This window comes from Streptomyces sp. CA-278952, from assembly GCF_028747205.1.
Lineage (GTDB): Bacteria > Actinomycetota > Actinomycetes > Streptomycetales > Streptomycetaceae > Streptomyces.
In genome coordinates this window covers 7793308-7819983 of sequence record NZ_CP112880.1, presented here as the reverse complement: position 1 = coordinate 7819983, position 26676 = coordinate 7793308, and the positions used below count along the sequence as shown (strand labels likewise).

Annotated in this window: 29 protein-coding genes and 2 pseudogenes; 15 read left to right on the top strand and 16 right to left on the bottom strand. The window is 70.4% G+C overall.

Annotated elements, in window-relative coordinates; all coding sequences use genetic code 11:
* Positions 1-32: 32 nt before the first annotated feature.
* The 4 genes from N7925_RS34275 to N7925_RS34260 all read right to left on the bottom strand — a co-directional run bounded on the left by N7925_RS34275 (position 33) and on the right by N7925_RS34260 (position 1859).
* Complete coding sequence (locus N7925_RS34275) at positions 33-290, bottom strand: gas vesicle protein GvpG (protein ID WP_265603407.1); 258 nt, start codon at positions 288-290, stop codon at positions 33-35.
* A 61-nt stretch (positions 291-351) separates the two neighbouring features.
* On the bottom strand, positions 352-1062 hold the full coding sequence (locus tag N7925_RS34270; RefSeq protein ID WP_274346190.1) for a GvpL/GvpF family gas vesicle protein: 711 nt from the start codon (positions 1060-1062) through the stop codon (positions 352-354).
* Positions 1063-1065: 3 nt separating this feature from the next.
* Complete coding sequence (locus N7925_RS34265) at positions 1066-1503, bottom strand: gas vesicle structural protein GvpA (protein ID WP_265603405.1); 438 nt, start codon at positions 1501-1503, stop codon at positions 1066-1068.
* A 56-nt stretch (positions 1504-1559) separates the two neighbouring features.
* The gene (locus N7925_RS34260; RefSeq protein WP_416222964.1) at positions 1560-1859 is read right to left on the bottom strand and encodes a gas vesicle protein GvpO; all 300 of its coding nucleotides are present in this window, start codon (positions 1857-1859) and stop codon (positions 1560-1562) included.
* Positions 1860-2140: 281 nt separating this feature from the next.
* On the opposite strand from N7925_RS34260, the gene N7925_RS34255 reads away from it, so the two are divergent.
* Complete coding sequence (locus N7925_RS34255; RefSeq protein ID WP_265604099.1) at positions 2141-2428, top strand: GlsB/YeaQ/YmgE family stress response membrane protein; 288 nt, start codon at positions 2141-2143, stop codon at positions 2426-2428.
* A gap of 86 nt (positions 2429-2514) precedes the next feature.
* On the opposite strand, the gene N7925_RS34250 is transcribed toward N7925_RS34255, so the two are convergent.
* Genes N7925_RS34250 through ku form a run of 4 tightly spaced genes read right to left on the bottom strand, consistent with a single transcriptional unit; the run spans position 2515 to position 5179 of the window.
* Positions 2515-2901: a VOC family protein gene (locus N7925_RS34250; protein WP_265603403.1), complete on the bottom strand. Its 387-nt coding sequence runs from the start codon at positions 2899-2901 to the stop codon at positions 2515-2517.
* Positions 2902-2926: 25 nt separating this feature from the next.
* Positions 2927-3199: a hypothetical protein gene (locus N7925_RS34245; protein ID WP_265603402.1), complete on the bottom strand. Its 273-nt coding sequence runs from the start codon at positions 3197-3199 to the stop codon at positions 2927-2929.
* The gene (gene ligD / locus N7925_RS34240; RefSeq protein WP_265603401.1) at positions 3186-4148 is read right to left on the bottom strand and encodes a non-homologous end-joining DNA ligase; all 963 of its coding nucleotides are present in this window, start codon (positions 4146-4148) and stop codon (positions 3186-3188) included. The genes N7925_RS34245 and ligD overlap by 14 nt, the downstream gene beginning before the upstream one ends.
* A 20-nt stretch (positions 4149-4168) precedes the next feature.
* Positions 4169-5179 (bottom strand): non-homologous end joining protein Ku, encoded by a 1011-nt coding sequence (ku, locus tag N7925_RS34235; RefSeq protein ID WP_265603400.1) that lies wholly within the window; start codon positions 5177-5179, stop codon positions 4169-4171.
* 527 nt (positions 5180-5706) lie between these two features.
* On the opposite strand from ku, the pseudogene N7925_RS34230 reads away from it, so the two are divergent.
* A pseudogene (locus tag N7925_RS34230) lies at positions 5707-6153 on the top strand (phosphotransferase); the annotation flags it as partial.
* Between the two features lie 137 nt (positions 6154-6290).
* On the opposite strand, the gene N7925_RS36270 reads toward N7925_RS34230, so the two are convergent.
* The gene (locus tag N7925_RS36270; protein ID WP_443032363.1) at positions 6291-6617 is read right to left on the bottom strand and encodes a Tn3 family transposase; all 327 of its coding nucleotides are present in this window, start codon (positions 6615-6617) and stop codon (positions 6291-6293) included.
* Between the two features lie 38 nt (positions 6618-6655).
* Positions 6656-7237: a DinB family protein gene (locus tag N7925_RS34225; protein WP_274346189.1), complete on the bottom strand. Its 582-nt coding sequence runs from the start codon at positions 7235-7237 to the stop codon at positions 6656-6658.
* A gap of 364 nt (positions 7238-7601) precedes the next feature.
* Between N7925_RS34225 and N7925_RS34220 the strand changes: the two genes are divergently transcribed.
* From N7925_RS34220 to N7925_RS34210, 3 genes and pseudogenes are all read left to right on the top strand, one after another.
* Positions 7602-8489 carry a DUF1963 domain-containing protein gene (locus N7925_RS34220; RefSeq protein ID WP_274346188.1) on the top strand — a complete coding sequence of 296 codons (888 nt, stop codon included), beginning with the start codon at positions 7602-7604 and terminating at the stop codon, positions 8487-8489.
* Between the two features lie 597 nt (positions 8490-9086).
* Complete coding sequence (locus N7925_RS34215; RefSeq protein WP_274346187.1) at positions 9087-9620, top strand: hypothetical protein; 534 nt, start codon at positions 9087-9089, stop codon at positions 9618-9620.
* A 259-nt stretch (positions 9621-9879) separates the two neighbouring features.
* Positions 9880-10486, top strand: a pseudogene (locus tag N7925_RS34210) (transposase family protein); the annotation flags it as partial.
* 295 nt (positions 10487-10781) lie between these two features.
* On the opposite strand, the gene N7925_RS34205 reads toward N7925_RS34210, so the two are convergent.
* Positions 10782-11444, bottom strand: a complete 663-nt coding sequence (locus tag N7925_RS34205; protein WP_443032323.1) for a restriction endonuclease — start codon at positions 11442-11444, stop codon at positions 10782-10784.
* Between the two features lie 337 nt (positions 11445-11781).
* Between N7925_RS34205 and N7925_RS34200 the strand changes: the two genes are divergently transcribed.
* On the top strand, positions 11782-12522 hold the full coding sequence (locus N7925_RS34200) for an SDR family NAD(P)-dependent oxidoreductase (protein ID WP_274346186.1): 741 nt from the start codon (positions 11782-11784) through the stop codon (positions 12520-12522).
* Positions 12523-12586: 64 nt separating this feature from the next.
* Here the strand turns inward: N7925_RS34200 and N7925_RS34195 are convergent, their stop codons facing one another.
* Entirely contained in the window at positions 12587-14410 is a 1824-nt protein-coding gene (locus tag N7925_RS34195; protein ID WP_274346185.1) for an alkyl/aryl-sulfatase, read from the bottom strand.
* 137 nt (positions 14411-14547) lie between these two features.
* Here N7925_RS34195 and N7925_RS34190 point away from each other — a divergent pair, with 137 nt between their 5' ends.
* On the top strand, positions 14548-15027 hold the full coding sequence (locus N7925_RS34190) for an ArsR/SmtB family transcription factor (RefSeq protein ID WP_274346184.1): 480 nt from the start codon (positions 14548-14550) through the stop codon (positions 15025-15027).
* A gap of 286 nt (positions 15028-15313) precedes the next feature.
* Here N7925_RS34190 and N7925_RS34185 read toward each other — a convergent pair whose 3' ends face one another.
* Positions 15314-16060, bottom strand: coding sequence for a phosphotransferase family protein (locus tag N7925_RS34185; RefSeq protein ID WP_274346183.1), 747 nt, complete (start codon positions 16058-16060; stop codon positions 15314-15316).
* Positions 16061-16501: 441 nt separating this feature from the next.
* On the opposite strand from N7925_RS34185, the gene N7925_RS34180 reads away from it, so the two are divergent.
* The 3 genes from N7925_RS34180 to snpA all read left to right on the top strand — a co-directional run bounded on the left by N7925_RS34180 (position 16502) and on the right by snpA (position 18923).
* Positions 16502-17338, top strand: coding sequence for an AraC family transcriptional regulator (locus N7925_RS34180; RefSeq protein ID WP_274346182.1), 837 nt, complete (start codon positions 16502-16504; stop codon positions 17336-17338).
* A gap of 83 nt (positions 17339-17421) precedes the next feature.
* Complete coding sequence (locus N7925_RS34175; protein WP_274346181.1) at positions 17422-17889, top strand: cupin domain-containing protein; 468 nt, start codon at positions 17422-17424, stop codon at positions 17887-17889.
* Positions 17890-18260: 371 nt separating this feature from the next.
* Complete coding sequence (gene snpA, locus N7925_RS34170) at positions 18261-18923, top strand: snapalysin (RefSeq protein WP_274346180.1); 663 nt, start codon at positions 18261-18263, stop codon at positions 18921-18923.
* Positions 18924-19060: 137 nt separating this feature from the next.
* On the opposite strand, the gene N7925_RS34165 is transcribed toward snpA, so the two are convergent.
* Positions 19061-19633, bottom strand: a complete 573-nt coding sequence (locus N7925_RS34165; RefSeq protein ID WP_274346179.1) for a hypothetical protein — start codon at positions 19631-19633, stop codon at positions 19061-19063.
* A gap of 13 nt (positions 19634-19646) precedes the next feature.
* On the opposite strand from N7925_RS34165, the gene N7925_RS34160 reads away from it, so the two are divergent.
* Entirely contained in the window at positions 19647-21242 is a 1596-nt protein-coding gene (locus N7925_RS34160; RefSeq protein ID WP_274346178.1) for an ABC transporter ATP-binding protein, read from the top strand.
* A 151-nt stretch (positions 21243-21393) separates the two neighbouring features.
* On the opposite strand, the gene N7925_RS34155 is transcribed toward N7925_RS34160, so the two are convergent.
* The gene (locus N7925_RS34155) at positions 21394-21732 is read right to left on the bottom strand and encodes a hypothetical protein (protein WP_274346177.1); all 339 of its coding nucleotides are present in this window, start codon (positions 21730-21732) and stop codon (positions 21394-21396) included.
* Positions 21733-22063: 331 nt separating this feature from the next.
* Here N7925_RS34155 and dhaK point away from each other — a divergent pair, with 331 nt between their 5' ends.
* The 4 genes from dhaK to N7925_RS34135 all read left to right on the top strand — a co-directional run bounded on the left by dhaK (position 22064) and on the right by N7925_RS34135 (position 24757).
* Positions 22064-23056 carry a dihydroxyacetone kinase subunit DhaK gene (gene dhaK / locus N7925_RS34150; RefSeq protein WP_265603384.1) on the top strand — a complete coding sequence of 331 codons (993 nt, stop codon included), beginning with the start codon at positions 22064-22066 and terminating at the stop codon, positions 23054-23056.
* A 112-nt stretch (positions 23057-23168) separates the two neighbouring features.
* The gene (dhaL, locus tag N7925_RS34145; RefSeq protein WP_274346176.1) at positions 23169-23780 is read left to right on the top strand and encodes a dihydroxyacetone kinase subunit DhaL; all 612 of its coding nucleotides are present in this window, start codon (positions 23169-23171) and stop codon (positions 23778-23780) included.
* Positions 23777-24187, top strand: a complete 411-nt coding sequence (locus N7925_RS34140; protein ID WP_265603382.1) for a PTS-dependent dihydroxyacetone kinase phosphotransferase subunit DhaM — start codon at positions 23777-23779, stop codon at positions 24185-24187. The genes dhaL and N7925_RS34140 overlap by 4 nt, the downstream gene beginning before the upstream one ends.
* A 66-nt stretch (positions 24188-24253) precedes the next feature.
* On the top strand, positions 24254-24757 hold the full coding sequence (locus N7925_RS34135) for an NUDIX domain-containing protein (RefSeq protein WP_265603381.1): 504 nt from the start codon (positions 24254-24256) through the stop codon (positions 24755-24757).
* Here N7925_RS34135 and abc-f read toward each other — a convergent pair.
* Positions 24721-26466: a ribosomal protection-like ABC-F family protein gene (abc-f, locus tag N7925_RS34130; RefSeq protein ID WP_274346175.1), complete on the bottom strand. Its 1746-nt coding sequence runs from the start codon at positions 26464-26466 to the stop codon at positions 24721-24723. The genes N7925_RS34135 and abc-f overlap by 37 nt on opposite strands.
* Positions 26467-26676 lie beyond the last annotated feature (210 nt).

Here is a 26676-nt window from a genome sequence, read left to right as displayed (position 1 = left end):
CTCCCCCGGGTCATATGTGTCGTGGTCGATGGTCACGGCGTGTGCCGTGCGCTGTTGCGGTACTCCTCGATCTCGTCGAGCTGGTCGAGGAGTTCGTCCTCGCGCCGATCGAACTCGTCCTCGTCGACGAGGCCGTTGATCAGGTCCTGTTCCAACTGGGCAAGCCGGGCGCGTACCGGCTCGGGGTCGTAGTACTCCTCCTCGGCGGCCTGGACGACCTGGTCGAGAACCCAGGCCGTCCCCCGTACGGGAGCCAGCGGCAGGGTCAGGATGCTGCTGATGAGGCCCATGGCGGACAGATCACCTCCGCTCCCGGGGAGGGCCGGACGAGCCCGGGCCACCCCCCGACGGTCAGACGAAGCTGTACGGAGGCAGCGGGCCCGTCAGCGTGAACGCGTACGCGTCGCCGCGCTGCTCCGCCTCGCGCCGGACAGCTGCCACGAAGGCGTCGGTCTCCGCCCGGGGCACGAGGAAGGACAGGTTGAGGAACTGCTGCGGGGCCGGCTCCGCGTGTGAGCTGCGGGTGGCGACGTCCGCCAGCCGGGCGGCGACGTCCTCCGCCTCCCGCTGGTGGCGGGCGGTCACCTCGCGGGCCACCAGCTCTCCCAGGGCGACACGGTCGTCGTGGCCGCCCTGGGCACGCGTCCGTTCGTTGAGTTCCCGGATGTCGTCGGACTCGGTCATGATCTCCCGCAGGAGGTCGTCCTCGTCACGACCGGCCTTGAGGTTGTACTCCACCCGGCCGTCGAGTTCCACCAGCCGGTCCCCGTACGCGTCGGCCTCCCGGTCCAGGGCCGCGGTGACCTCGTCGTCGCCGGGGCCCACCAGACCGAACCTCATCGGCAGGGTCGCGCCACCGGCCATCAGCGTCTCCAGGACGCCCTGATGGGCCATCACATCGCGTCGCTTGGCGCGGAGTCCGGGAGGCGCGTCGCTGACCACGGCGGCCAGCCGGTCGGTGTGCAGGGTACGCAGGGCGGAAGGCGGGTCGCCCACGCCGTGCAGGCCGTTCAGGGGCAGCGGGTGGTCGGCGCCGGTGATGGCGTAGATGTAGGTGGGCACCGGCTACTCCCCGCTTCGCTGGGTCTGGCGGCTGGACGTCGACTTACGGGCCGGGCGCTTGCGCGGCTCTTCCTCGGGCTCCTCGCGCTTGCCCTGCAACGACTCGGTCACCGCCTCGACGGCACCGCTGAGCGCGCCCTTGGACTTGCCCTTGGCGCCGTTCTCCGTCATGTCGCCGACCAGGTCGGTGAGTTGACTCGGCGCCTTGCGTCCGGACTCGAGATCGAGTCGGTTGCAGGCTTCGGCGAACCGCAGATAGGTGTCGACGCTCGCGACCACCACCCGGACGTCGATTTTGAGAATCTCGATACCGACCACGGAGACACGGACGAATGCGTCGATGACCAGCCCGCGGTCGAGTATGAGTTCAAGAACGTCGTAGAGATTTCCCGAGCCGCTCCCACCACCGGACGTCGCATTGCTCTGCTGAACGAGTGCCATGGGGAACTCCTTTCGGTGATCTTTGTTACGTCTGAGTTACGTCTGACGACGGAATTTCAGCGACGGTCGATCTGGCCCCTGGCGTAGCGGCGCAGTCGCTCGTAGGACAACAGCGTTCCCCGCGGGTCGAGTTCAACCCGGTAAGAGGCCATGACACTCATGGTGTCCGGCACTCTTTCCAACTCGACCACTTCCACGTCCGCCGACCAACCGTCCTCGGTGGCCCTCACTGCGGAAACAGAACCCGGCTCGCACTGGAGCAATTCCGTGAGCTGTGCAGAGGCCTGCCTCATGGCGGTAGGAACGTCGACGCGCTTTCCGTCGTGCTCTTCATCGGTCTTCTTCTCGGTGCTCATCATTCACCTGTCGCCGGGGATGGCCGCTCGCGATCGGCCTCCGTCGTCCATGGCTGACATCCGCCTGCCCCTGCGCTCCGGACGTATGCACGAATGAATGGGCCGATGGCGGCGAGCCGCCCCGGATGACGCCGGATGCCGCTGTGCGGCGGCTACTTCGGCGGTGTCGTGACGTGTCGGCGAGTCCGTGTACCGGGAGTCCTCATCGCCCCTCGGGGTACGCGCATCATCGCCCCTCGGGGGTACGCGAAGCGGACATGTCGACCACGAAGGAGCCGGCCATGCACATCTCCGGACTCGTCAGCGCTCTGATCATCGGTGCGGCGATCGGCCTGCTGGGGCGCCTCGTCCTGCCCGGCCGTCAGCACATCGGCGTCCTGTGGACGCTCGTCGTCGGCATGGCCGCCGCGCTCCTCGGCTCGCTGCTGGCGTCCGTGCTGGGTGTGGGCGACACGCGGGGCGTCGACTGGTCGGAGTGGCTCATCCAGATCGTCCTGGCCGGCCTGGGCGTGGCCGCACTCGACCGCGCCCTCGCCGGGACCGAACGACGGCCGCGGAAGCGCGCGTGACGCCTGCCGTCAGTACGGGTAGGCGGGACCCGCGGCCCGGCCGGTCAGGTCGTCCCGCGGATCCGGAGGTCGGGTCGTCGCGCCGTTCAGCTCGCGCCGCTGGGAGCGTGGCTCAGGTCCACGACACAGAAGATGTTGCCGTCCGGGTCGGCCAGAACAACGAAGTCCGGATCGGCCGGGTAGAGGTCCCAGTCGACGCTCTGCGCGCCGAGACCGAGCAGTCGCCGGACCTCACTCCGCTGCTCCTCGGCCGAATCCGTGAACAGGTCCAGATGGATACGGGGGCGGGGCTCGGCCGGGGAGTCGCTGCGCAACAGGCCGAGTGCCCGGCCGGAGCCGTCGGCGTGGTCGAGCGTTCGCCACGTCTCGGTCGCCCACTCCTGACTGGCGACCAGGTTCAACGCCGCGCTCCAGAAGGCAACCGCTCGGGGGATGTCGGTGACACCGACGACAGGCATTCCGAGTCTCAGCATGGGACGAGCGTAGCAAGGTGCTCCTTCAGGCCCGCGTGCTGTTCGGCTTGAGCTGTGTGAGGCGCCCGTCGAGTTCACTCCGGTAGAAGTCGATGGAAGCCGTCGAGGTCGGACCGGCGTTCTGCACGACCAGTCTGTCGAAGCCCGCGTCGACGAACTGCTGGGCCGCCTCGACGCACCGTCCGGGCTCGCTCCGCAGGCGGTAGTGGTCGCTGATCACCACGGAGGGGAAGCCCGAGGCCGTACGGCGCTTACTCGACGGCGGAAGAACGCTCCTGCGCGACTCAGCGGAGGTCATCGGGTGTGAGGTCGGGGCGCAGGCGGTGCCAGGAGGGCTGGCGCAGCCGCCCGGCCCTGGTGCGGGTCGCGTAGCGGACCTCTCCGACCAGCCGGGGCTCCACCCACCGGGCTCCGGTCACCGCCGGCCGCTCGGTGAACGGGCAGGTTTCGGTCGCCGCGGCGTGGAGGAGGGTTGCGAGGGCGGTGCGTTCGGCGTCGCTCCAGCCGGTGCCGACCCCGCCGACGTAGCGGAGTCCTCCGCCGGGGTCCGGTCGGCCCATGAGGAGGGCGCCGGGCAGGGAGGTGAGGCGGCCGTGGCCGGGCAGCCAGCCGCCGACGACGATGTCCTCGGTCCGCACGTGCCGGATCTTGACCCATGCCCGGGAGCGGACACCCGGCTCGTAGAGGGAGGTGCGCCGCTTGGCGACGATCCCTTCGAAGCCGGCGGTCCGTGTCATCTCCAGCGCCCGCTGCCCGTGCCCGACGACCGCCGCCGGGGTCGACCACGCGGGCCCGCCCAGGCCCAGGGAGTCCAGGACGGCGCGGCGCTCGGAGTACGGGGTGCGGGTGAGCCGGCTCGTGCCGAGGAACACGACGTCGAAAAGCATCAGGTGCACGGGCGCCTTCGCGGCCATGCGGGCCGCCCTGGCCCGGGAGCCGGCCAGCCCCATCCGGGGCTGCAGCCGCTGGAAGTCGCCGCGCCCCTCGTCGTCCAGGGCGACGATCTCCCCGTCCAGCACGGCGGGGCGGGAGCCCAGCGCCGCTCCCAGGCTCGCGAGTTCGGGATAGGCGGGGGTGATGTCGGCGCCGGACCGGGAGCGCAACTGTACGGACCCGTCGCCGGGCAGGTAGATCATGCACCGCTGCCCGTCCTGTTTCACCTCGTACGCGTACGAGGCGTCCTCCGAGGGCGGGGGCAGCCGCCCGGGGGTCGCGAGCATCGGTGCGATGCGGGGCAGACGCGCCACGGAACCCTCTCGGTCCTCGGTCAGGAGGCGCTCCGCTTCCTCGCCGTGCGTTTGGCGCCGGCCGTCTTCTTCGCCGCGGTCGTCTTCTTGGCGCCCGCCTTCTGACCGGTGGCCTTCCCGGACGCCGCCGCCTTCCGGCCGGCGGTCGGCTTCTTGGACGAGGCCGTCTTCGTCGATGCGGTCTTCTTCCGGGGCCGCATCTCGTGCACCGTGGCCTCCCCTTCCTCACCCTCCCCTTCCTCACCCTCCCCGCGGCTCTCCTTCGCCGCCTCGACCGACGCGTTCAGCGCGGCCATCAGGTCCACGACCTTGCCCTCCTCCTGCTCCTCGCCCTCGGCGGGCTCCGGAAGCTCCTTGCCCTCCGACTTCGCCGTGAGCAGCTCCTCCAGGGCGTCCCGGTAGGTGTCCCGGAACCCGGCGATGCTGTCCAGAGCCATGGAGTCGGTCAGCTGGACGGCCCGCTCGATCTCGTCGTCGTCCAGCTCCACCTCTCGCGGGGTCAGGGACTCGGGGCTGCGGATCTCGTCCGGCCAGCGCATCGAGTGCAGCACGATCGCCCCTTCCCTGACCCGCAGCAGTCCCAGCCGCTCGCGGTTGTGCCAGGCGAACTTCGCGACGGCCACCTTGTCCGAGCGCTCCAGCGCCCGGCGCAGCAGGGTGTAGGGCTTCTCGGCGACCTTGCCGTCGATCGCGAGGTAGTAGGAGTCGCTGATCCGGATCGGATCGACGCTGTCGGCGTCCACGAAAGCGACGATCTCGATGGCTTTCGCGGTGGGGAGCGGAATCCGGTCCAGTTCCTCATCCGTGATCGGCACCGTCTGCTCCTTGGAGAGCTCGTAGCCCTTGCCGATCTCGTCCTGCGACAGGGCTTCGCCGTCCAGCTCGCAGACCTTCCGGGTGCGCACCCGTCCGAGATCCTCCAGGTGGACCTGGCGGAAGTGGATCGAGTGGTCCTGGGTCGCGGAGACGACCTTCACCGGGATGGTGACCAGGCCGAAGCTGATCGCACCGGTCCACAAGGGCCTCGGCATACCTACCTCCATGCCCCCCACGGGCTGAGTGGCTCTGCGGGATCCAGGATTTCGCGGCACAGTCCCAGCCGCAATGGCACCAGGTCGGCACTGGCGCCAACCACCTGAGATTGACGGGCCGAGCGCGTCCTCTGTTCGGGTGACTCCGCACGACGCACGACGTCACGACGCACGAGGCTCGCAGCGGAGCGCGGCCTGGCCGCCGTGTACCGCGGCCTGCGCGCCGACCACGCCGGTACCGCTGCGGTCACCGCCCGCTTCCGTACCCTCGCCCCCTCCCCCCAACATGGGCGGCGGCCCCGTGGAAGCCGTCTCGATTCGGCGCCAGGAGGACCTCAGCACCTCCCACTCCTACGAGGTCGGCGCGAACGCGCCGGTCATGCGCGCCCAGAACCTCGACTGCATCGGAGAGGCCGTGACCCCTGGTACGGAAGAAGTAGCAGCACCCCCACGACTCCAGCGCCCTCACCGATCTGACGACACTATTGGCGAACTCAGTGCACGGAATGCGTCTCGGCGGGAGACGGATAGTGTGCCGGGAGCCCCCGGCCTATGAGGGGTGCTTCCTGCAACGGAACTTCCATCCCGGCAACGTCCCATCCCGGCAACGTCCTCTTCACAGGCACCGGCGATGATCTTCAGATCAGTGGTGTAGCCGACTGGGTGGAGACCTCTTGGGAGCCCGCCGACTTGGACGTGGCTCATTGCTCGACGGCTCTCGCCTGCTGCACGGTGTTCCCGCTGGCATGAGCTTCGCCGATCGCTACGTCGCTGCGGGAGGAACCTTGGCCGAAGATGGCACCGCCCATCTCTACTGGCGGCTGCTGGACGCGCTGGGGTTCGCTCCGGAGGCGGAGAAGGTCGCTGTTCCCTGGCGTGAACTGGGCCGCGTCGATCTGACAGCCAGCGTCCTGACGCAAAGGCTGGAGGGATACATTGACAGGTGTCTTCCCGGGCCCGCGCCTGCTGGATAGCCTCATACTCCGCCTGCGGGCGAAGGGGGATTCGGCGGCCCGTGTCCGACTTGTTGTGGGAACGGGTGCACTGCGCCCGGACCTTGCAGGGACGGCAGGCAGTCATCGGGAACCGTGCCCGGACCACGACTGCTCCCTCACTGCGAGCTTCGGGCACGACGGGCAGTGCGATGTGCAGTGGCGATGCCATGTCCAGCTCGCACCGGCCGTAGGGGTGCACGTGGGTCCAGAACAGCCGAGACAGGGCCCGCCGGTCGACGTCGGTGAGCCGCTTCCGCCATTCTTCCGCTCAGGGTGTCTTGGACGTCGTTGATCTCGCGCTGCACTTCGGCCTCGGCGAGGTAGTCGCAGATGAACGCCGTACGCACCGCCCTCCCGAGCTCCTCGATCGCCCGGTACGCCGGATGCCTCGGCCCGCTGCGGGTGAAGCACCGCAGGACCTGCTCAGCCTCGGCTGCGCCCAGGCAGGGCGGTTGTCTGTCTCATCGAAGGTGGAGCAGTCTTATCGACGTTGAGGGCGGTGAGTGTCGGCCGCTGCCTGGACGCGGGCATGGTACTGCCGCCACGTGGCATCGTCACCGAAGTCGTCGTGATCTGGACCGGCTTTACCGTCGATGAGTTCTCGCAGGACATCGGCGTGGCCAGCATGCTGGGCAGTCTCGGAGACCATGCGAACGAGCAGGACGCCCAAGGTGGTGGCGCGGCGGTCTTCGGGCCAGTGCGGTACCTGGCCCGGGGTTTCGAGAGCGAGTTCCGTAATGGTCCGGTCGGCATGCGCACAGGCACGTTGATAGAGCTCGATGATGTACTTGCTGGACTCGTCGGGCCTGGCCCACATATCTGTGCCTTCCCAGATTGAACCGTCCTCGACCCAGGCCAGCGGCTCTGGCGCCGGCCGGTCGAACGACTCGCCGAGGTACCCGTATTCAAGGCCTGCCAGATGCTTGACCAGGCCCAGCAGGTTCGCGGCGGTGGGTGTCATGGGTCGGCGCATGTCGTATTCGGTGAGTCCCTCCAGCTTGGAGATCAGACCGGCCCGTCCTGCCTGCAGCTTGCGGTGCAGCTCCACTTTGAGATCAGTCACGTGGTCCTCCTATAAGGATGCAGCCACCCAACCACGCGGCTGTGACAAGGAGCCGGTGATGAGCCCGAGGCTGACGACGGCCGACACTTCGGCAGGGCCGTCGGGAGGTTTTCGTGGGTGAACGGTGCCCGAGCCTGGCGTCCCTTGGAACGAGATCCGACGGTCTCAGCCAAGTACGTGGGATCTCATGTCCAACTGACAGGGGGCTGCACCACCCACCCCCCCCGGCGACGGGTGGCCCCTTCCTGGAGGTGGATCCGCTGGGATGATCCGAGGTGACTGGCCGCTCGCTCCACCACGTACAGCCATGCCCGCCAACGCCCCCAGGGCACAGCGGGGTTGCGAAGGGGTTACCTTCTCAGGCATGGATCATCAGGGAGAGTTTCGTCGGGCAGCGCTTGAGTTGGGCATCCCGGACGGGGAGATCAGCAGATTCAGACAGCACCTTCGTTTGTCGATCGGATTGTCCGTGGGCGGTAGTCCTCCGGTCGGGCGGTTCGGCGGGTTGCCCCGGCTGCCGGTGGGTATGAAGTGGCCGTCCGCCGGGGACATTCCGTTGCCGTTGCTCCTTTCCGTCGATTGTGGGGCGCTGCCGGGAGTCGACGGCTTCGACCTGCCGGCGGACGGGACGCTGCTCTTCTTCGTGAACCAGGAGATGGACCATGAGGACAGTTCCGGGAGGTACGCGCGAGTCGTGTATGTACCGACCGGTACCGAAACCGCGGTCGTGGAAGCCCCTAGCTCCAAGTGCGTCCGCGAGCAGCTCGACGTCAGTGCCGAGCTCAGAGCCGAACTGCCCCTCTGGCTCCAGGAGGGCGAGGACGAGGACTGGCACGAGTTCTGGGAGGATCTCGATTGGGAGGACATGTCGCCCTTCCAGCAGCAGTTGGTCCGGTACATGGAGTGCGACCTGCCTCACCTGCACGAACTTCGGGCTCTGGCCCACGACCTCTGGCCGTCTGACGCTTACGTTGCCATCGGCGGGTATGCCGATGATGAGGTGATCAACAGCATTGCGGAGCAGACCCTCGCGGGACGCGAGAAGGCAGGCAAGATCCCAGCCATCCCGATCGCGAAATGGCATTCCCACCTGGAGAAGGAAAAGCACCGGATGACGAGCGAATGGATATCACTCGCCAGTGAAGCCCGGGTCTACGAGGAGTACTACACGAGTTTCGTGATCCGTCACGACGACTTGGCCGCCGCTCGGGTGGACAAGGCGCTAGCCGTGACCAATTTCGTGGCCCCGTGACCAGGTGCAATGCCATGGTGGCTTCGGGCACCATGCCGAAGGCGGCGGCGACGAGTTTGGGGTCCATGGTGTTGACCAGGTCGAGTAGTCGAGTGCAGCGGATCATGCGGGGCGGGATGCCGCAGGCGTCGAGAATGTGGCTGACATAGGCGGTGGACGCCGGTCCTCGGCCGGACTTCGTCTGGCGGGTGACCATCAGGTGGGGGCTGTCGGTCCGCTGGGCTTCGCGGTGAGCAGCGTTCCAGCACTGCCCATGACGCGGGGTCCAAGGGGAGCGGATGCGGACGGTTGCCGAGCCGGGCGTCCGGGCATGAGGGGCGAGGTCAGCGGTCTGCAGCATCTTGACCTCACGACTTGAGGCGCCATGCAACAGTGCGAGCATGCCCATCGGGCGGATACCCCAGCAACTCACTCGACTGCTGCTCGTCGTGAACATCTACGAGCCCGCTGGTCACCAACTCCTGCCGCAACCAGTGAACAAACACTGCTGCTGAACGCGAACGAAGCCAACCGCACATGTTTCTCCCCCCCTACGGGGGAGGTGGATGGCCCCGTAGGTTGAGGTGCGGCGACGCCCCCGTGATGAGAATCGATCACATGCCGAGAGGGAACGTACTACCCAATGTGCCGCGCTGGGCCGTCCTCGCCGCCTACGCTGTACCGCTGGTCACTCTGCCGTCGGCGTTGTGGCGGATCGCCCTGGTGGCCGGGCTCCCGGTGGCCTCGGATGCCGTCCGTACCGGCTGGGGCGTGCTGTACGTCCTGACGCTGACGGCGGTCTCCGAGGCGCTCGCCCTGCTGACGCTCGGTCTGGTGCAACCGTGGGGTGAGGTCGTGCCGCGCTGGATCCCTCTGATCGGCGGCCGTCCCGTGCGCCCGCTCCCTGCGGTGATAGCGGCACTGCTGGGTGCGGGCGTCCTCTTCCTCCTGAGCATCGTGGTCGGCATCACCCAGTCCCACAGCCTGGCTTCCGGCAGCCTCACGAACTCTGCGGCCCAAGAAGCTCTCCTCGTCGCCTGCTATGTACCGTTGCTGGCTTGGGCCCCGTTGCTGACGGTGTCGACGATCGCGTACTACCGGCGCCGGACGGCCGCGTCTCCCCCGCCGGAGCGCGTGCTCGAGCACCACTGAGGCGAAGCTTGCCAGGCCACTTCCCGGGCCCGAGCGCGCAGGCAGAAGTGTCTTCCGTTGGACCGCCAGAACCCCTCGACAAGGTTCATCGTCCCAGCTCAAAAGGCACTTTTGCGCTAACGGCCAACATGGGGACCTGCCCCGACCGAAACGGCGATGCCAACGAACTGGTGCGTGATTGCGGGTGACGTGTTCTTGCTGGTGGGTGACATGATCCGGATGTGACGATCATGGTCAGTCGAGGGTTCTCGCGCCTCAGGTGTTCACACGGGTCTCGCGGGGGCATCACGCGTCCCTGGTTGAGGAGTTGGCCGGTCCGTGCCAGGCCGTGGTCGAGTGGCGTCGTCACGAAGCTCGCGGTGGGGCCAGGAAGCGTGAGGCAGGAGCCGGTGTCCGTCATGGGCTGGTGTTCGTCGACCGGCTCGTGGCCACGTTGATTCACTTGCGGCACGATGTGCCGCAAGCGGCGTCAGGGATGCTGTTCGGCGTCGACCGCCCCACCACCACCCGTGCGATCGGCTAGATACGAGGGCTGCCGGCCGGGCGGGGGTGCGCGGTCCCGGACCGGCCCGGCCTGCGGCTGCGGACCCTGGCGGATGTGTTCGCACACGCCCAGGCCGAAGGCATCGAGCTGCGGCTGGACGCCACCGAGGTCCAGGTCCGTCGGCCCCCGGCCAGCAGCGGCGGACGCCGTGCTTCTGTCTCGGGGAAGCAGAAGCAGAACACGATGAAGGCCACCGTCGTCGCCGACCATCAGGCCGCACCCTCTGGGACCGGTTTCCAGCATTTTCACGACGTGGAAGTTACTCCTGGACGACGGCTGCCTCGGACTCCGTCGCGACCATCCCGGCCGAGCGGTGACCCCGAGATGGTCGTCGACGAGCCTCCCGCCAGGATCCGATCCGGCCGCCCTCAGTGCGAGCATGTCGTGCGAGGCCGGCCCCAGCCACACGCCTTCCCTGAGGCACGAGATCCCCCACAGGGCCCAGGCCGCTCCGGCTGAGAAGGCGAGCATCACCAGGACGGGCGCCTCCGCCGTTTCCCGCGCCCCGGCCCCCGCCATCCAGCACAGCAGCAGCGCCGCCAGGATGACCGGGCCCCAGTGGCGAATCTGCTTCCTCGGCCGGAGACCGAACTCCGGGTGGATCCGGGTACGCCGGGTCACCGGCCGCTCCGCGGTGCGGGGATCCTCGGCAGGAGTTCCCAGAGCGGGCGCCCTCCGCTTGCCCAGGCGGCGAGGACCTGCCGGTTGGCGAGGTGCATGTGCAGCTGCTGGGCCAGCGGTGGGCAGCGGGCGGAGAAACGGCCGTTGGTGATGACGAGGACGACGTCGGCGCCGTAGAGCTGGCGGGCGGTGCCGTTGACCCGCTGGAGGTCGGGGGTGCCGACGGCCGAGCCGCGGTCGCCGTCCTTGCGGTGTTTTACCTGGATGACCCAGGTCCGGCCCAGCGGGTCGGTGGCCAGGACGTCCGCTCCGTTGTCCCCGGCCCCGCCGATCTGCCGGGCGTCGGTGCAGCCGTCGCGGAGCATGAGGTCACGGATCGCGTACTCGAAGTCGCGGTGGTGCAGGGCGTCCAGCTCCGGGAGTCCGTAGCGCAGGGCCTGCTGATGCACGCGCTCCCATGTCCGCTGCTGCTGGAGCCGGTGGGCCCATCCGGCTCCCCCGATCAGGGCGAGAGCTCCCAGGACGATCAGGACCCACCAGTTCACCAGGAGCCAGGAGACCAGGGCCCAGACCGCAGCGACGGCCAGGGCAGCGACGGCGAACTTCACCTGTGCGTCGCGTTTCCGCTGCCGGCGGGGGCGCCCCTTGGTCGTCAGCACCCTTGCCCCGCACCAGGATTACCTTCGGTCTCATTCCGGTCCCCTGTCTATCGGGAACCGCGCGGCCGCGCCTGCGAGTTATCGGACGATGACGCGAAGTGACTGGTTGGCTGAATCGGCACACGGAACGGTCAGCTGGAGGAGGCGGAGCAGTGGTTGCGCCACGCCGTGGACGCCGGAGAGCTCTACGCCGCGCTCAACCTGGGGTTCCGGGTGGTGCCGAGGGCAAGACACACACGCGTCCAGGCCGGTTTCGAGCGGGAATCAACGCGGAGGCCCGTCTGAGTAAAGTGACTATTTGATCGATCATTTATATGCACAGCTCGGAGGACCGGACATGGCAGCACAGAAAGAACGGCAGCGGGTGACTGTGGTCACCGGCGGCAGCCGGGGCATCGGCGCAGCGATCTGCCTGCGGCTGGCGGCCGAGGGACACGATGTCGCCGTCGGCTACCGGTCGGACGCCGAGGCGGCCGAGGCCGTGGCCGAAGGGGTGCGCGCGCTGGGACGGGCAGCCGTCGCGGTCGCGGTCGACACCGCCGACGCGGCGGACGTTGACCGGCTGTTCGACACCGCCGTCGCGCACCTGGGACGGGTCACCGGGCTGGTGAACAACGCCGGGGTGAGCGGACCGGTCGGACCGCTGGCCGGCGCAGACCCGGAGGGGATGCGGCAGGCCCTGGAGGTCAACGTCCTGGGTTACCTGCTCTGCGCCCGCCGGGCCATCGGCGACATGACGGCGGGCGGGGCGATCGTGAACATCTCCTCCGCCGCAGCGACCCTCGGCAGCCCCGGCACCTACGTCCACTACGCGGCGGCGAAGGCCGCCGTGGACGCCATGACGGTCGGGCTGTCCAAGGAAGTGGCGGCCGACGGCATCCGGGTCAACTGCGTCGCTCCCGGCACGATCTGGACCGATTTCCACGCCGACCCGCAGCGGCCCGCCAAGGTCGCGGCACTCGTGCCCATGGGCCGCGCCGGCCGGCCCGAGGAAATCGCCGGAGCGGTCGCCTGGCTGCTCTCGGACGACGCCTCCTACGCCACTGGCACGGTGATGAGGATCGCCGGCGGAATGTGAGCACGAGCGGCCCGGGACTTGTTCGTTGCCCCGGGCCGCTCCGTACGAGGAGGCCGGGAGGAAGTCAGGGGGTGACGACCGGGAAGGCCGGGTCGGGCTGGGTGACGTAGGAGAAGAGACGGGTGAGGAGGCCCGGGTCGCCGTCGACGACGACTCCGTCGAGGCCCTTGCCGGCGAGGACGCCGAGGAGGCGGGGCTTGGTCAGGGTGAGGGTGAGTCCCGGCTCGGTCCTCGGCTGTTCGCCGGCAAAGGCGGAGCGGTGGGTGAGGGCGCCGTTGTGGAGGGTGAGGCGGTGGCGGCGCTGTTCGTCGGTGAGGACGAGGTCGATGGTCAGGTCCTCGTCCCAGGCGCGGGGGCCGTCGACGCGGATGGCGATGGTGTCCAGGAGCATGTCGGTGGTCAAGGCCATCGCCATCTCGGGGTTGGTGGTGTCGATGGCGATGGGGTTGACGCCCTGGCGCAGTTCCCTGGCTGAGGTCAGGTAGAAGTTGCGCCAGGTGCCGTTCTCGGCGCCCTGGCCGAGCTTGTCGTAGACGCCGGCGAGGGTCTGCTTCGCGTCGGTGGTGCCGGGGGCGGCGAAGACGAGGTGGTTGAGGAGGGTGGCGGCGAAGCGCAGGTCGCCGGAGTCGACGTAGGCGCGCGCCTTGGCCAGGGTCTGTTCGGGGCCGCCCATGGAGTCGACGTAGCGCTGGGCGAGCTCGACGGGCGGGTGCTCCCACAGGTGAGCGACGTTGCCGTCGAACCAGCCGAGATAGCGCTGGTAGATCGCCTTGACGTTGTGGGAGAGCGAGCCGTAGTAACCGCGGGCGTGCCAGGACTTCTCCAGGGCGGGCGGGAGCTGGATCTCCTCGGCGATCTCCGGCCCGGTGAGGCCGGAGTTCAGCATGCGCAGGGTCTGGTCGTGCATGTAGGCGTACAGGTCGCGCTGGGCGGTGAGGAAGGCGACGACGTTCTCGCGGCCCCAGGTGGGCCAGTGGTGGGAGGCGAAGGCCACGTCGTAGCGCTCGCCGAAGTACTCGACGGCCTCGTCGAGGTAGCGGGCCCAGATCCTGGAGTCTCGGACGACGGCGCCGCGCAGAGTCAGGATGTTGTGCATGTTGTGCGTGGCGTTCTCGGCCAGGCACAGGGCTCGGTGGTCGGGGAAGAGGAAGTTCATCTCGGCCGGGGCCTCGGTGCCGGGCGTGAGCTGGAAGACGATCCGGACCCCGTCGACGGTCTCCTCCTGGCCGGTCTCCGTGATGTCCACGGTCGGCGGGATGAGGGTGATGGTGCCGTTGGAGGTCGTCATGCCGAGACCGGCGCTGATCTGGCCCTCGGGGGACTTCGGCAGCCGGTCGCCGTACATGAAGATCGCCCGGCGGGTCATGGCGTTGCCGGCGTACACGTTCTCGCTGACCGCGTGCTCCAGGAAGCCGACGGGAGCGAGGATCGGCACGCCCTCCTCGGTGCCTCGGGGCAGGACGCCGCGGGAGCCGCCGAAGTGGTCGCCGTGCGAGTGGGTGTAGATCATGCCGGTGACCGGGCGGTCGCCGCGATGCTCGCGGTACAGGGCGAGGCCGGCGGCGGCGGTCTCCGCGCTCAGCAGCGGGTCGATGACGATCACGCCGCGCCCGCCCTCGACGAGCGTCATGTTCGACAGGTCCAGCCCGCGGATCTGGTAGATGCCCTCGGTCACCTCGTACAGGCCCTGACGAGCGCAGAGCTGGGCCTGGCGCCACAGGCTCGGGTGCGCGGTGTCGGGGCACTCCGCCTCGAGAAACGCGTAGGCGTCGTTGTCGTAGACGACGCGGCCGTCCGCCCCGGTGACGACGGCCGGGGAGAGGGCTGCGAGGAAACCTCGGTCGGCGTTGGCGAAGTCGGTGGTGTCCTCGAAGGGGAGGGCGGTCATCTCTCGCTCCGTTCTACGGGGTTCGGCGCCTGCGGCCAGGACTCCCGGACGCGGGGCATGGCCTCATCTGAACATCACACCCACTCGGGTGCATTCTGGGGCATTTCAGTCATTCCTTCGACGGGGTGGTTCAAGGGGTGGTTCATGGGCGACTGGCCTGGTCGCAGGAGATGCTCACCATCGAACGCCACAGCCCACGGCCCTCTTCGCCCACCGAAATCCCGGTCGACGGACGCCGCCTGCTGCTGCCCCCCAGCTGCTTCGCGGACGGCGTCTCCACCATGCTCAGCTCCCAGGCGCTGCCGCACATCGTCTACGGGGCACGCGGGCTGGCCACCCTCGCCGAACGCCCCGAGCCGTCGGCGCCCCAGGCACTGGAACGACTCCTCGGCTTCCCACGCGGGCGCCTGTTGACCCTCCTGGCCGAACCCGCCTCCACCACCGAGCTCGCCCACCGGCACGGCGTCACCCCCGCCGCCATCAGCCAGCACCTGTCCGTCCTGCGAGCAGCCCACCTTCTCGAGCGGACCCGCCACGGGCGTCATGTCCGCTATCGGCGCAGCGCGCTCGGCGCGGCCCTGTGCACACCCCACTCCGCCGACGCTCCCGAGAGCTGAACGGGACGCCGGCGGGGCGGGATCGGGCGCGCTCCGTACGGCGGTGTCCCGCTTCGGCATCCTTGAAGCGTCCGGCTCTCAAGGCTTGCCCCACGGGGCGGCCACTGCTCCTGCTCCTGCTCCTGCTCCGCCGACTCGGCTGACCACGCCCCAGGTGCCACGGCAGCGAGACGGACCAGCTGCGCCATCGCGGGGAGCCGGCGCCATGCGTGGTGGTGCGCCGGGATGCGAACCGGCGAGAGGGGTGGCCTCGTTGTGCCACTACGCGGGGAGGACGTCGATCGCCTCACATTCGGGATCTCAGCACGTCGACCTCACAGCCCGGCGCGAACGGGTCGAAGCCGTGCTCGATCAGCCAGCGAACTGCCAGAAGGCTGCGCAACGACCACCACGCGTGGATCACGTCGAGGTCGGTGTCGGCGCCATAGCCGGTGAGGACGTCGTCGAGGTGTTTCTCGTGTCCGAGCGTGAAGGTGGCGAGGTCGTACAGGGCATCACCCCGACCCGCCTCGGACCAGTCGATGATGCCCGTGACCTCGTCGCTGTCGAGGAAGACGTGCGCGATCTGCAGGTCGCCGTGCGTGAACGCCGGGGTCCACGGCCGGAGCGCGGCCTCGGCGACCCGGCGGTTGTGGGTGACCAGGTCAGTGGGCAGGAGGCCGTTCGTCACGAGCGACGCGCACTCGTCGTCGAGTTCCGCCGCCAGCGCGACAGCGCTCCGCCCGGCCCGACCGGGCCAGGGCGGCGGCGGCGCGGCGTGCAGCTTCCGGATGGCGGCGCCCGCCGCGGCCCACCCCGCCGCCGACCCGGTCGACGGCCCGCCGAGACGCCCGAGCGTTGCTCCCGGGAGTGCGGCGATCGCGAGCACGGGCGGCTTGCGCCACAGGACCTCCGGGGTTGGAACCGGCGCGAGGGACATCGCCTCGACCTCGACGTCGATGCGCGTCTGATCGGCGTCCACCTTCAGGAAGACGTCGCCGACGCGCAGAGTCGCGCGCTCGGAATGGGCGACGACGACTTCGACCTCATTCATGGCGACCAGTATCCCGGGGGTGATCGCCGATGTCGCCGGGATATGGATTCCCGACGGGCGTGATCAGTCGGCGATGCGACTCGCGGCGGCGGCCGCGGTCATCGGTCATCGGTCATCGGTCATCGGTCATCGGTCATCGGTCATCGGTCATCGGTCATCGGTCATCGGTCATCGGTCATCGGCAGCATGGTCCGCATCGGCCCTGGCTGGCCGGTGAGGGAGAAGCCGCCGGCGGCCGGCTGTTTGACGGCCGCGCCGATGCAGAGGCTGTTGAGCAGGACTACGGAGTTGCGGGCCAGTCCGAGAGAGGGGGGCGTCGGAGATGCCGGCGATCCTCGGCGAGATCAGAGCCGGTCGCCAGTGGGCGGGACTCCCGAGAGAATCCTCGACAGTTGAACACGAGGGCCCATGAGTAGACCGGCGCTTCCTACACTGACGAGGGTGGAGGACTACAGGGCAACCAGGATCGATGCGCGTCCGGCACCCGCCTTGCGACGGTACGTCAGCTCGTACGTCGGTTTCGACCTTCGCGGGTTCCCGGCGGGGGTGCACTGCGGTCCACCGGGCCGCGTGCTCACTGCGGTGATCAGCCTCTCCCACCCTCTGGAGGTGGCGACGGGCGTCGACGACGGGTCACCCGTGACTCGATACGGCAGCGTGGCCGGCGGTCTGATGTGCCGGTCCGTCGCGATCCACCACGACGGACGCCAGCAAGGCGTGCAGGTGGCGCTGACACCTCTCGGGGCTCGGGCCGTCTACGGCATGCCCGCTGCCGCGCTCGCCCACCGGCTGGTTCCCCTCGACGAGCTTCTCGGAGCGCTTGGCGTCGAGCTGGTCGACCGGCTCCGAACGGCGACGACCTGGGCCGCGCGGTTCGCCGCTCTGGACGAATTGCTCCTGCGCGCCGTCGGCCGCAGCGGCGGCGGCGAATGCGTCCCCCGGGTACGCCCTGAGGTGGCCGAGGCCTGGCGCCGCCTCGTCGCCGCGCGGGGCCGTGTCCAGATTGGGGCGGTCGCCGCAGAACTGGGCTGGAGCCGTCGGTATCTCGCCGAGCGGTTTCACAGTGAGGTGGGCCTGTTACCGAAGACCTTCGCCCGTGTTCTGCGCTTCGAGCACGCGCACGAACTGGCAACAGCGCACGATCCGCTCCCGTGGGCCGATGTGGCGGCCCTCTCCGGTTACGCGGACCAGGCCCATCTCGTTCGGGACTGGAGCGAGTTCACGGGCCGATCGCCGACAGCCTGGCGTCGCGGCGAAGTCCTCCTCGGGACCGGGTAGTCGCCGGCCGGCCGACCGTCGCGTCGGCTCCCGTTCCCTTTCCTTCAAGACCACCCGATGGCCGCCCTGTGACGATCCTCGGCATGAGACTCATCAACCACGAACGCAACGCCATCGACCTGCGGACCACCCCCGTGCACCTCGGGCTGGGATCGAGAGCCAAACCCGTCGAGGGCTTCGCCTGGGACCCGGAGGTGCTCCAGGCCTACACCGCCGCGGTCGCGGCGGACGGCGCCGAGGGCCGAATGGTGACGATCTTCGACGGCGACGGCCCCGGCGACCACTGGGAGCGTCACCCCGCCGGCGACGAACTGGTCGTCTGCCTCAGCGGGTCGGTGACGGTCACCCGCGACGTGGGCGGGGTGACCGACCGCGTTACGCTCCGGCCGGGCGAGGCCACCGTCAACCCGGCCGGAGCGTGGCACGCGGTCGACATGGCCGGGTCGGCGTCCATCCTGACCATCACCGCCGGCCTCGGCACCGACCACCGGCCCCGGTCCGACACCCGCCCGACCGAGCACGTCGGCACGCCCGGCCCGCAAGCGCCCTGACGAGAAGGCCGCACTCCTCGAACCCGCCGAGCCGTGCACGGGCTCCGTCGTCGGCGTACGAGGCTGCCCCAAAGCCGGTCCCCGCCCGTCGGCGCAGCCGTTTCCCCCGCGGCAACGTGAACGGCCCGCGCCGCGCGGGGCGGTGGAGCGCGGGCCAGGGGCTTCCTCGGCCACGTGGCGGCCTTGAGCCGATGTCATGGCGGCGCGACCCGGACCGGAGGACTGGGGGGATAGGGCGGTGTCATCGCGAGTTGGCATCATTCCCAGCGGGTGTCCGCTCCCCCACACTCTCCCCGTACCGTCCCGCGCCCCGTCCGTTGAGCGGACAAAATCCAGGGTGCGGCTTCATCGGACAGTAGGAGAGATCCCCCATGAGACACGTCCCGACCGCCGTCGCCTCCGCCTTCGTCGGCCTCGGCTTGGTTGCCGCGCTGGGTTCAGCTCCCGCGGTCTCCGCCGCTCCTGCTCCTGCTCCTGCCACCTCCACCCCCGCCGGCATCGCCGCGTACAACGGGTCGGGTGAGAACGCCGCCGCGAACCGGGCCTTCTTCGACGCGGTCATGAAGTCGGTCGCTGAGAAGCGGGCCGCCAACCCGGGAACCCAGGCCGTCACGGTCACGTACAGCGCGGCCTCAGCGCCGAGCTTCCGCACCCAGATAGCCAACAGCACCCGGATCTGGAACAGCTCGGTCTCCAACGTCCGGCTCCAGGAGGGCTCCAGGGCTGACTTCACGTACCGCGAAGGAAACGATCCGCGCGGATCGTACGCCTCGACCAACGGACACGGCCGTGGCTTCATCTTCCTGGACTACCGGCAGAACCAGCAGTACAACTCGACCCGCGTCACCACGCACGAGACCGGACACGTGCTCGGTCTGCCGGACAACTACTCCGGACCGTGCAGCCAGCTCATGTCCGGCGGCGGCCCCGGCCCGTCCTGCACCAACGCCCAGCCGGACGCCAACGAACGAGCGCGAGTGAACCAGCTCTGGCAGAACGGCTTCGCGGCCGCGCCGGCCCGTGCCGCCTCCTGACCGGGAGCTGATCGCTACACCTGCGTGAGTGGGGGGCCGTTCCGGACGGGGGGACGGGGAGCGGCCCTCCACACCGAGACCTCCGCCGCCAGCGGTCCGGTTCAGAGCTGCGGGCAGGAAGCCGCGGCGGCGCAGCGTCACGGTGGAGCCACCCCCACGTGTGTGAGGTCGGCGGGTAGCGCTGCCCCATGGTGGTTGGCCGTGCGGCGGATCACGCCGACCGAGAGAAGGCACCTGTCTCGGTTGCCCCCGTCGCTGCAGAGCTCCCGCTCCGGAGGCCCGCGGCAGTACGGTCCGTCCGTGAACTGGGGGTACGCGCGGTCGTGGACCGCAACGTTGGGTTGGGGGGACTGGCCCGCCTGGTTGGCCTGCCTGGCCGCTATGGTCGCGCTGGTCATCAGCATCAGGGCGCAGCGGGACGGGTGGTGCATCAGCAGTCGGCGCAGTTGCGCCGCGAGGGCGCCCGCCGCCGCGAAGCCCACCGGGGTGGCGATGATGCTCAGCGCTGCGTACAGTGCCGCGCCGACCCCGCCGGGCACAAACCACGGGGCGGCGGCGCCGACCTGCGGTTCGGGCCGCACGACCGCGTCCAGGATCGGGATGAGCAGAGCAAGCAGCAGACCCTGCAGGACCGCCTGCGCCGCGGTGAGCAGCCACAGGCGGGCCAGCAGCTTCGGATTCGGCCAGAGGCGGTACAGGCGGCGGATCACGCGAGCACTCCTTGTGAGCACGCTGACGCTGGGCTGGTTCACCGCCGAGCACAAGGCCCGGCTCGCGCGCTGCGTGACCGCGGACGTCGGCAGCGCCGCCCATCCGGCCGTGACCATCGGCGGGCCCGTGATCACCTCGACCCTGCTGCCCGCGACGGTCGTCGTCGTGACGCTCCCAGTCGACTGGCGGATGGCGCTGCTGCTGTGCGCGATCGCACTGGCCGCCTACCTGGCCCTGCGGCGGGCCGCGCGCATCGCCGCCTGGCCGCCTACCTGGCCCTGCGGCGGGCCGCGCGCATCGCCGCCTGGCCGCCTACCTGGCCCTGCGGCGGGCCGCGCGCATCGCCGCCTGGCCGCCTACCTGGCCCTGCGGCGGGCCGCGCGCATCGCCGAGATCACCGAGAGCGAGCTGGAGCAGGCGGCGGCCGGGGTGGCCAGCCGGGCGATCGAGCTGGGTCAGGCCCAGCCGGTGCTGCGCGCCGCGGGTCACGCCGAGGGCACGCCCCGGATGCGCGCCGCACTGGAGGACCATCGCGAGACCTACCGCGACGGTATGCGCCGTGCGAGGCAGCCGTTCTTCGTCCACACCGGCGTGATCATGGCCGGGTTCGTCGCGGTGCTCGCCCTGACCGTCGAGCTGATGCTCAGCGGGCGTATCGAGGTCGCCACGGTGATCGTGCTGCTCGTGCTCGCCGCCCGCTTCCTGGAGCCGCTCGGCAATCTCATCGAACTCATCGGCGCGCTGCGGGCGTTGCGGAACCAGATCGGGCGCATCGAGGAGCTGCTGTCCACTCCGGCTCTGCCGGTTCCGGCCGAGCCCGTACGGCTGATCGCCGAGGCCGAGGCCGACGTCGGGCTCAGCGACGTCACCTTCACCTACCCGGACGGCGCCGTCCCCGCTCTGAAGGACGTGTCCCTGCGCTGCCGACCGGGCACCACCACCGCCCTGATCGGGCCGTCGGGGTCCGGGAAGACGACGGCGACCCGGCTCATCGCCCGGTTCTTCGACGTCGACTCGGGCCAGGTGCGGGTCGGTGGCGTCGACGTGCGCGAACTGGACCCGAGTAGCCTGCTCGACGAGATCGCCATCGTCTTCCAGAACGTCTACCTGTTCGACGACACCATCGAGGACAACCTGCGCCTGGCACGCCCGGACGCGACCTGGGCCGAGTTGCGGGAGGCCGCCGCCGCGGCACGGCTCGACGAGGTGATCGAACGGCTTCCCGCCGGCTGGCAGACCCGTGTGGGCGAGGGGGGCGCGCAGTTGTCGGGCGGCGAACCCCAGCGCGTCGCGATCGCCCGGGCGATGCTCAAGCGGGCGCGGATCGTCCTGGTGGACGAGGCCAGCTCCGCCCTCGGCCCGGAGAACGAGGCCGTGGTCACCCGGGCCATCGCCAACCTTGGCGACGACCCCGACCGCACGGTGATCGTGATCGCCCATCGCCCCGCCACCCTGGCCACCGCGGACCATGTGGTCCCGCTCGACGACGGCCGGGTCGTGGAGACCGGCACCCGGTACGAACTGCTGCGCGCCGGTGGGGCGTTCTCACGGCTGAGCTCACAGTACGAGCGGGCCCGTCACTGGCGCATCGCCCCGGTGAGCGGCTGACCGGCGGCACGGGACGGATTGCCCCGGAGACCAACCAACCGGCCACCCGTCGCCCGAACCGCACCGCACCGCACCGCTGCCGGTGATCCCCGCACAGGGGTCGTCGGCAGCGTGTGTCGGTTCTCGGTGCTCGGGCCCGGGAGCCCGGCGCTCAGGCCTCGGCGCGCAGGTAGCGATGGGCGAGGTCGGTGATGTCGGCGATGAGTTTCTCGGCCAGGCGGTCGACGTCCTCGGCCTCGTGGTGAAGCAGCGCGTGGGTCGCGCCGTACCAGGCGCTGTAGATCAAGAGCGCCGCCATGGCGGGGGTCGGGGCGTCCGCCGGCGGGTCGGGGCGCTCAGCGATGAGGTGCCGGAACGCTTCGACGTGCGCGTTCGTGGGACTGACCTCGATCTCCGTCGACGCGTTGATCGGGGTGTGGCCGTACAGCACATCGTGCAGTTCGGCATGGTCCAGGTGGACGCGGACCGCATCACTGAGCCAGGCGTCCACACGTCCGACCCAGTCGTCGGCGGGATTCCACGGAGTCTACGTGTTCGACGGCGGTTACAGGCCGCTAAGGGCTGTCCCGCTGTTGGCGGTAGCCTCCGCAACTCGTTCCGCGGATGGCGTCTGACGCGGCTCCTCGGCAGGATCGTGGGAGAGCACACCGCTTCCAGCCCGACAACTCGCGAGCACCCCATCAATCGACTGACGCGCCGCCAGCAAACGCAGCAGACAGCCAGCATCAACGGACCGCCAGGATCAACTACTCGCCACACCTTCTCCCACCAGAAAAAGCGCAGGTCAACACGGCCTCTGACAGGCCCGCTAGGAGACAGACGTGAAGATGCTCATCAACGTTCCCGAGACCGTGGTCGCCGATGCCCTGCGGGGCATCGCGGCCGCACATCCCGAGCTGACCGTCGACGTGGAGAACCGGGTCGTCATGCGGCGGGACTCGCCCGTGGCGGGAAAGGTGGGCCTCGTCTCCGGGGGCGGTTCGGGACACGAGCCGCTGCACGCCGGATTCGTCGGCCCCGGGATGCTGTCGGCCGCCTGTCCCGGGGAGGTTTTCACCTCCCCCGTGCCCGACCAGATGCTGCGGGCGGCGGCAGCCGTCGACAGCGGAGCGGGGGTGCTGTTCGTCGTCAAGAACTACACCGGTGACGTGCTCAACTTCGAGATGGCCGCCGAGCTCGCCGACGACGAGGGGATCCAGGTCGCCCAGGTCGTGGTGGACGACGACGTGGCCGTGAGCGACAGTACGTTCACGGCCGGTCGGCGCGGTACGGGAGCGACGCTGTTCGTCGAGAAGATCGCCGGAGCCCTGGCGGACGAGGGCGCCCCGCTGGAGCGGGTGGCCGCCGTCGCGCGGCAGGTGAACGGGGCCTCGCGCAGCTTCGGGGTGGCGCTGGGCGCCGTGACCACTCCGGCCAAGGGCAGCCCCACCTTCGATCTGCCCGCCGGAGAGCTGGAATTGGGCATCGGCATCCATGGGGAGCCGGGGCGGGAGCGGCGGCCGATGATGACGTCCGGGGAGATCGCCGACTTCGCCGTGAACGCGGTGCTGGAGGACCTGCGCCCCACCGGCCCGGTGCTGGCGCTGGTGAACGGCATGGGGGCGACTCCGCTGCTGGAGCTGTACGGGTTCACTGCCGAGGTCCACCGGGTCCTGTCCGAGCGGGGTGTCCCGGTGGCTCGTACGCTCGTGGGGAACTACGTGACCTCGCTCGACATGGCAGGCTGTTCGGTGACGCTGTGCCAGGTCGACGAGGAGCTGCTGCGACTGTGGGACGCGCCCGTGCGGACGGCCGCACTCCGCTGGGGCCGCTGAGCGCCGACGGGAATCCCGTGACCGTGGGCGACCCCGGTGCGGGGTTGGCCGTACAGCCCGTGCCACCGCCGGGACGATCCGTTCCGGGTGGGACCGAGGAACAGGAGATCATGTGCTCGACACCGACTTCTTCCGCCGCTGGATGACCGCTGTCGCGGCGTCCGTGGAGCGTGGGGCGGACCATCTGACCGAGCTGGACTCGGCGATCGGGGACGCCGATCACGGCAGCAATCTCCAGCGCGGCTTCGCGGCGGTGACGGCGGTGCTGGAGAAGGATGCCCCCGCCACGCCCGGTGCTGTGCTCACCCTGGCCGGACGACAGCTCATCTCCACCGTCGGCGGGGCGTCCGGACCGCTGTACGGGACGCTGCTGCGCCGTACGGGCAAGGCTCTCGGGGACGACGCCGAGGTGACCCAGGACCAGCTGGCGCAGGCGTTCGCGGCCGGGGTCGCCGCGGTGGGGCAGCTGGGCGGCGCGCAGGCCGGGGACAAGACGATGCTCGACGCGCTGCTGCCCGCGGCGGAGGCCCTGGCCACCTCGTTCGACGGCGCCGCGAACGCGGCTCGCGCGGGCGCCGAGGCGACGGTGCCGTTGCGTGCGCGCAAGGGGCGGGCCAGCTATCTCGGCGAGCGCAGCATCGGGCATCAGGACCCGGGCGCGACCTCGTCGGCGCTGCTGGTCGAGGCCCTGGCGGCGACGGCGGCGGACGGAGCGGGCGCGTGAGCGGCGAACGGCAGGTGGGCATCGTGCTGGTCTCCCACAGCGGTCCGGTCGCCGAGTCGGTCGCCGAGCTGGCCCGGGGCCTCGCCGCCGGAGGGGTGACCGCGCCGGTCGCCCCGGCCGGCGGGCTGCCGGGCGGCGGGCTCGGGACGAGCGCGGAGCTGATCGGCCGGGCCGCCGCCTCGGTGGACCGGGGTGCGGGTATCGCGGTCCTGGTCGACCTGGGAAGCGCGGTCCTCACGGTGAAGGCCATGCTCGCCGAGGGCGACGAGCTGCCCGAGGCCACGCGACTCGTGGACGCGCCATTCGTCGAAGGCGCTGTCGCGGCCGTGGTGACCGCCTCGGCGGGTGGCGACCTCGCGGCGGTGGAGGCCGCGGCCTCGGAGGCGTACGGCTACCGCAAGACGTAGCGCTTTCCTCCGGGTCGTGCCGGGCCCGCGTGGCGCCCCGCACCGTGCCGCAGCAGACTTGACGACATGTCGACAAGAAGGCGCAGTGCGGGGCTTCTTCTCTTCCGGGTCACGGAGGGCGCGGGCGAGCGGGATGTCGAGGTGCTGATCGGGCACATGGGCGGGCCGTTCTGGGCGGGGCGGGAGACGGCCGCCTGGTCGGTGCCGAAGGGCGAGTACGGACCGGAGGAGGACGCGGAGGCCGCCGCCCGCCGGGAGTTCGTGGAGGAACTGGGCGTGCCGGTCCCGCCGGGTGAGTGGATCGCGCTGGGCGAGTCACGGCAGCGCAGCGGCAAGACGGTGACCGCCTGGGCCGTGGAGGCGGAGTTGGACGTGACGTCCGTCGTGCCCGGGACGTTCACGATGGAGTGGCCGCGCGGCTCCGGCGTGCAGCAGGAGTTCCCGGAGATGGACCGGTTCGCCTGGTGCACGCCGGAGCAGGCCGCCGAGCGGCTGATCGTCGGCCAGCGGGTGTTCGTCGACCGGCTGCGCGCTCAGGTGCGCGGGACGGCCGCCTCACCCGACGCGTAGGCCGCCTCCCCCGACGCGTAGGCCGGCTCCGCGCCCGCCGGGCGGCCTGCCCGCAGTTCCAGTACGTCGCCGGTGAAGCGGGCCCGGAAACTGCGGTCGTGCGAGACGACGACGACCGCGCCCCGGTACTGGTCGAGGGCCTCTTCCAGCTCTTCCACCAGGCTCAGCGCGATGTGGTTCGTCGGCTCGTCCAGTACCAGCAGATCGGCCGGCCGGGTCACCAGGCGGGCCAGGGCCAGCCTGCGTTGCTGGCCGACGGAGAGGGACGCGACGGGCACGTCGAGGTCCTCGGGGCGGAACAGGCCGAGGGCCAGGAGTTCGTCGGCGTACTCGTCGGGGAAGCCGGGCCGGCCCGCCGCGAAGGTGGCGAGCAGGGTGCGCCGGGTCGGGCGCGCGGGCAGTTCCTGCGGGAGGTAGCCGATGCGGGCCCGACGGATGACCGTGCCCGCGTCGGGAGTCAGATCACCCGCGAGGACCCGCAGCAGGGTGGTCTTCCCGGCCCCGTTCTCACCGGTCACCAGGAGGCGGGCGCCCGATCCCACGCGCAGGGACGGGAGGCGGAGGCGGTCCCCGACGGAGACGGCGTCCAGCTCCACGAGGGGCCTCGCTCGGTCCGCGGTGCCGGTTCCCTCGCGGTCCGCCGTACCGGTCCCGTCGGCGACGGTCGGGCGGCCGGTGAAGGCGAGCGGGCGGGGCGGGGGCGGCACGGGGGACCTGCGCAGCGCGTCCAGCCGGGTCCGGGCGGCCCTGACCTGGCCGGACAGCTTCGTCTCGTGCGAGCGGCGGTGCTTGCCGAAGCCCTGTTTCGGGTCTCCTCCGCTGGCCGCGAGCCGCGCTCCGGCCGCGGCGACGAGCTCCTCGGTGCGGGCCAGGTCCGTCAGGTACTCCTCGTGTTCCTGGGCCCAGCGGCGGCGGGCGGCGGCCTTGGCGGTGCGGTAGCCGTCCCAGCCGTCCCCGTACCGGGTGACCGTGCGCAGGTCGCGGTCGACCTCCAGGATCACCGAGGTGACACGCTCCAGGAACGCCCGGTCGTGGGTGATCGCCACGACGGTGCCCCGGTGGGCGCGCAGGTGGTCCTCCAGCCAGCCGACGGCGCGGGCGTCGAGGTGGTTGGTCGGCTCGTCGAGCAGCAGCAGTTCGGGGGCGGCTGCCAGGACGCAGGCGAGGGCGAGCCGGGACTGCTCGCCGCCGGAGAGCGTGGCGAGAGCGCGGTCGCGGGTGAGGTGGGCGAGGCCGAGGCCGTGCAGGGCCGCTGCGGTGCGGGCGTCCGCCCGGTAGCCGTCGCGGTCCTCGTAGGCGGTGAGGAGGTCGCCGTACGCGGCCAGCTCCGCGTCGGTGGGCCCCGGGTCGCCGGGCTTCCGCTCCGAGAGGCCGGTCTCCGCCTCGCGGATACGGTGTTCGAGGTCGCGCAGTTCGGCGAGGGCCGCGTCGACGGCGTCCTGCACGGTGCCGGCCGGGTCGAGGTCGAGGGTCTGGGCGAGATAGCCGGTGCCGCCGGGGCAACGGACGGTGATCTCACCGGTGTCGGGTTGTTCCACTCCGGCCAGCAGCCGGAGCAGCGTGGACTTTCCGGAGCCGTTCTCGCCGATGACGGCGGTCTTCTCACCGGGCCGGACGGTGAGGGTCACCTGGTCGAGTACGGAGCGGTCCCCGTACGCCTTGGAGACGTCCTTGATGGCCAGTTGAGCGCGGTCGCGCTGGGGGTGCATGGGTGCCTTTTCCCTGGGTGACGGCCCGCGAGGGCGCGCGCGGAGGCGCGGCGGCGGGGCGTGGATGCCGGACGGCGGAGGGGACGGCGTCGGGCGCGCGGGTCACGTCGACGTCCGGGGCGTCTCAGAGGGACGCGCGGTGCGGCGCGCTGCGGCCGTCCGGGCCGGGAATCAGCGGAAGAAGTAGTAGCTGTACGAACCCATGTCGGC

Bases quoted from the DNA above. Each gene is read 5' to 3' on its own strand.
- N7925_RS34275 (WP_265603407.1), bottom strand. From the start codon at position 290: ATGGGCCTCATCAGCAGCATCCTGACCCTGCCGCTGGCTCCCGTACGG.
- N7925_RS34265 (WP_265603405.1), bottom strand. From the start codon at position 1,503: ATGGCACTCGTTCAGCAGAGCAATGCGACGTCCGGTGGTGGGAGCGGC.
- N7925_RS34260 (WP_416222964.1), bottom strand. From the start codon at position 1,859: ATGAGCACCGAGAAGAAGACCGATGAAGAGCACGACGGAAAGCGCGTC.
- N7925_RS34255 (WP_265604099.1), top strand. From the start codon at position 2,141: ATGCACATCTCCGGACTCGTCAGCGCTCTGATCATCGGTGCGGCGATC.
- N7925_RS34250 (WP_265603403.1), bottom strand. From the start codon at position 2,901: ATGCTGAGACTCGGAATGCCTGTCGTCGGTGTCACCGACATCCCCCGA.
- N7925_RS34245 (WP_265603402.1), bottom strand. From the start codon at position 3,199: ATGACCTCCGCTGAGTCGCGCAGGAGCGTTCTTCCGCCGTCGAGTAAG.
- ku (WP_265603400.1), bottom strand. From the start codon at position 5,179: ATGCCGAGGCCCTTGTGGACCGGTGCGATCAGCTTCGGCCTGGTCACC.
- N7925_RS34220 (WP_274346188.1), top strand. From the start codon at position 7,602: ATGGATCATCAGGGAGAGTTTCGTCGGGCAGCGCTTGAGTTGGGCATC.
- N7925_RS34215 (WP_274346187.1), top strand. From the start codon at position 9,087: ATGCCGAGAGGGAACGTACTACCCAATGTGCCGCGCTGGGCCGTCCTC.
- N7925_RS34200 (WP_274346186.1), top strand. From the start codon at position 11,782: ATGGCAGCACAGAAAGAACGGCAGCGGGTGACTGTGGTCACCGGCGGC.
- N7925_RS34195 (WP_274346185.1), bottom strand. From the start codon at position 14,410: ATGACCGCCCTCCCCTTCGAGGACACCACCGACTTCGCCAACGCCGAC.
- N7925_RS34185 (WP_274346183.1), bottom strand. From the start codon at position 16,060: ATGAATGAGGTCGAAGTCGTCGTCGCCCATTCCGAGCGCGCGACTCTG.
- N7925_RS34175 (WP_274346181.1), top strand. From the start codon at position 17,422: ATGAGACTCATCAACCACGAACGCAACGCCATCGACCTGCGGACCACC.
- snpA (WP_274346180.1), top strand. From the start codon at position 18,261: ATGAGACACGTCCCGACCGCCGTCGCCTCCGCCTTCGTCGGCCTCGGC.
- N7925_RS34135 (WP_265603381.1), top strand. From the start codon at position 24,254: ATGTCGACAAGAAGGCGCAGTGCGGGGCTTCTTCTCTTCCGGGTCACG.
- abc-f (WP_274346175.1), bottom strand. From the start codon at position 26,466: ATGCACCCCCAGCGCGACCGCGCTCAACTGGCCATCAAGGACGTCTCC.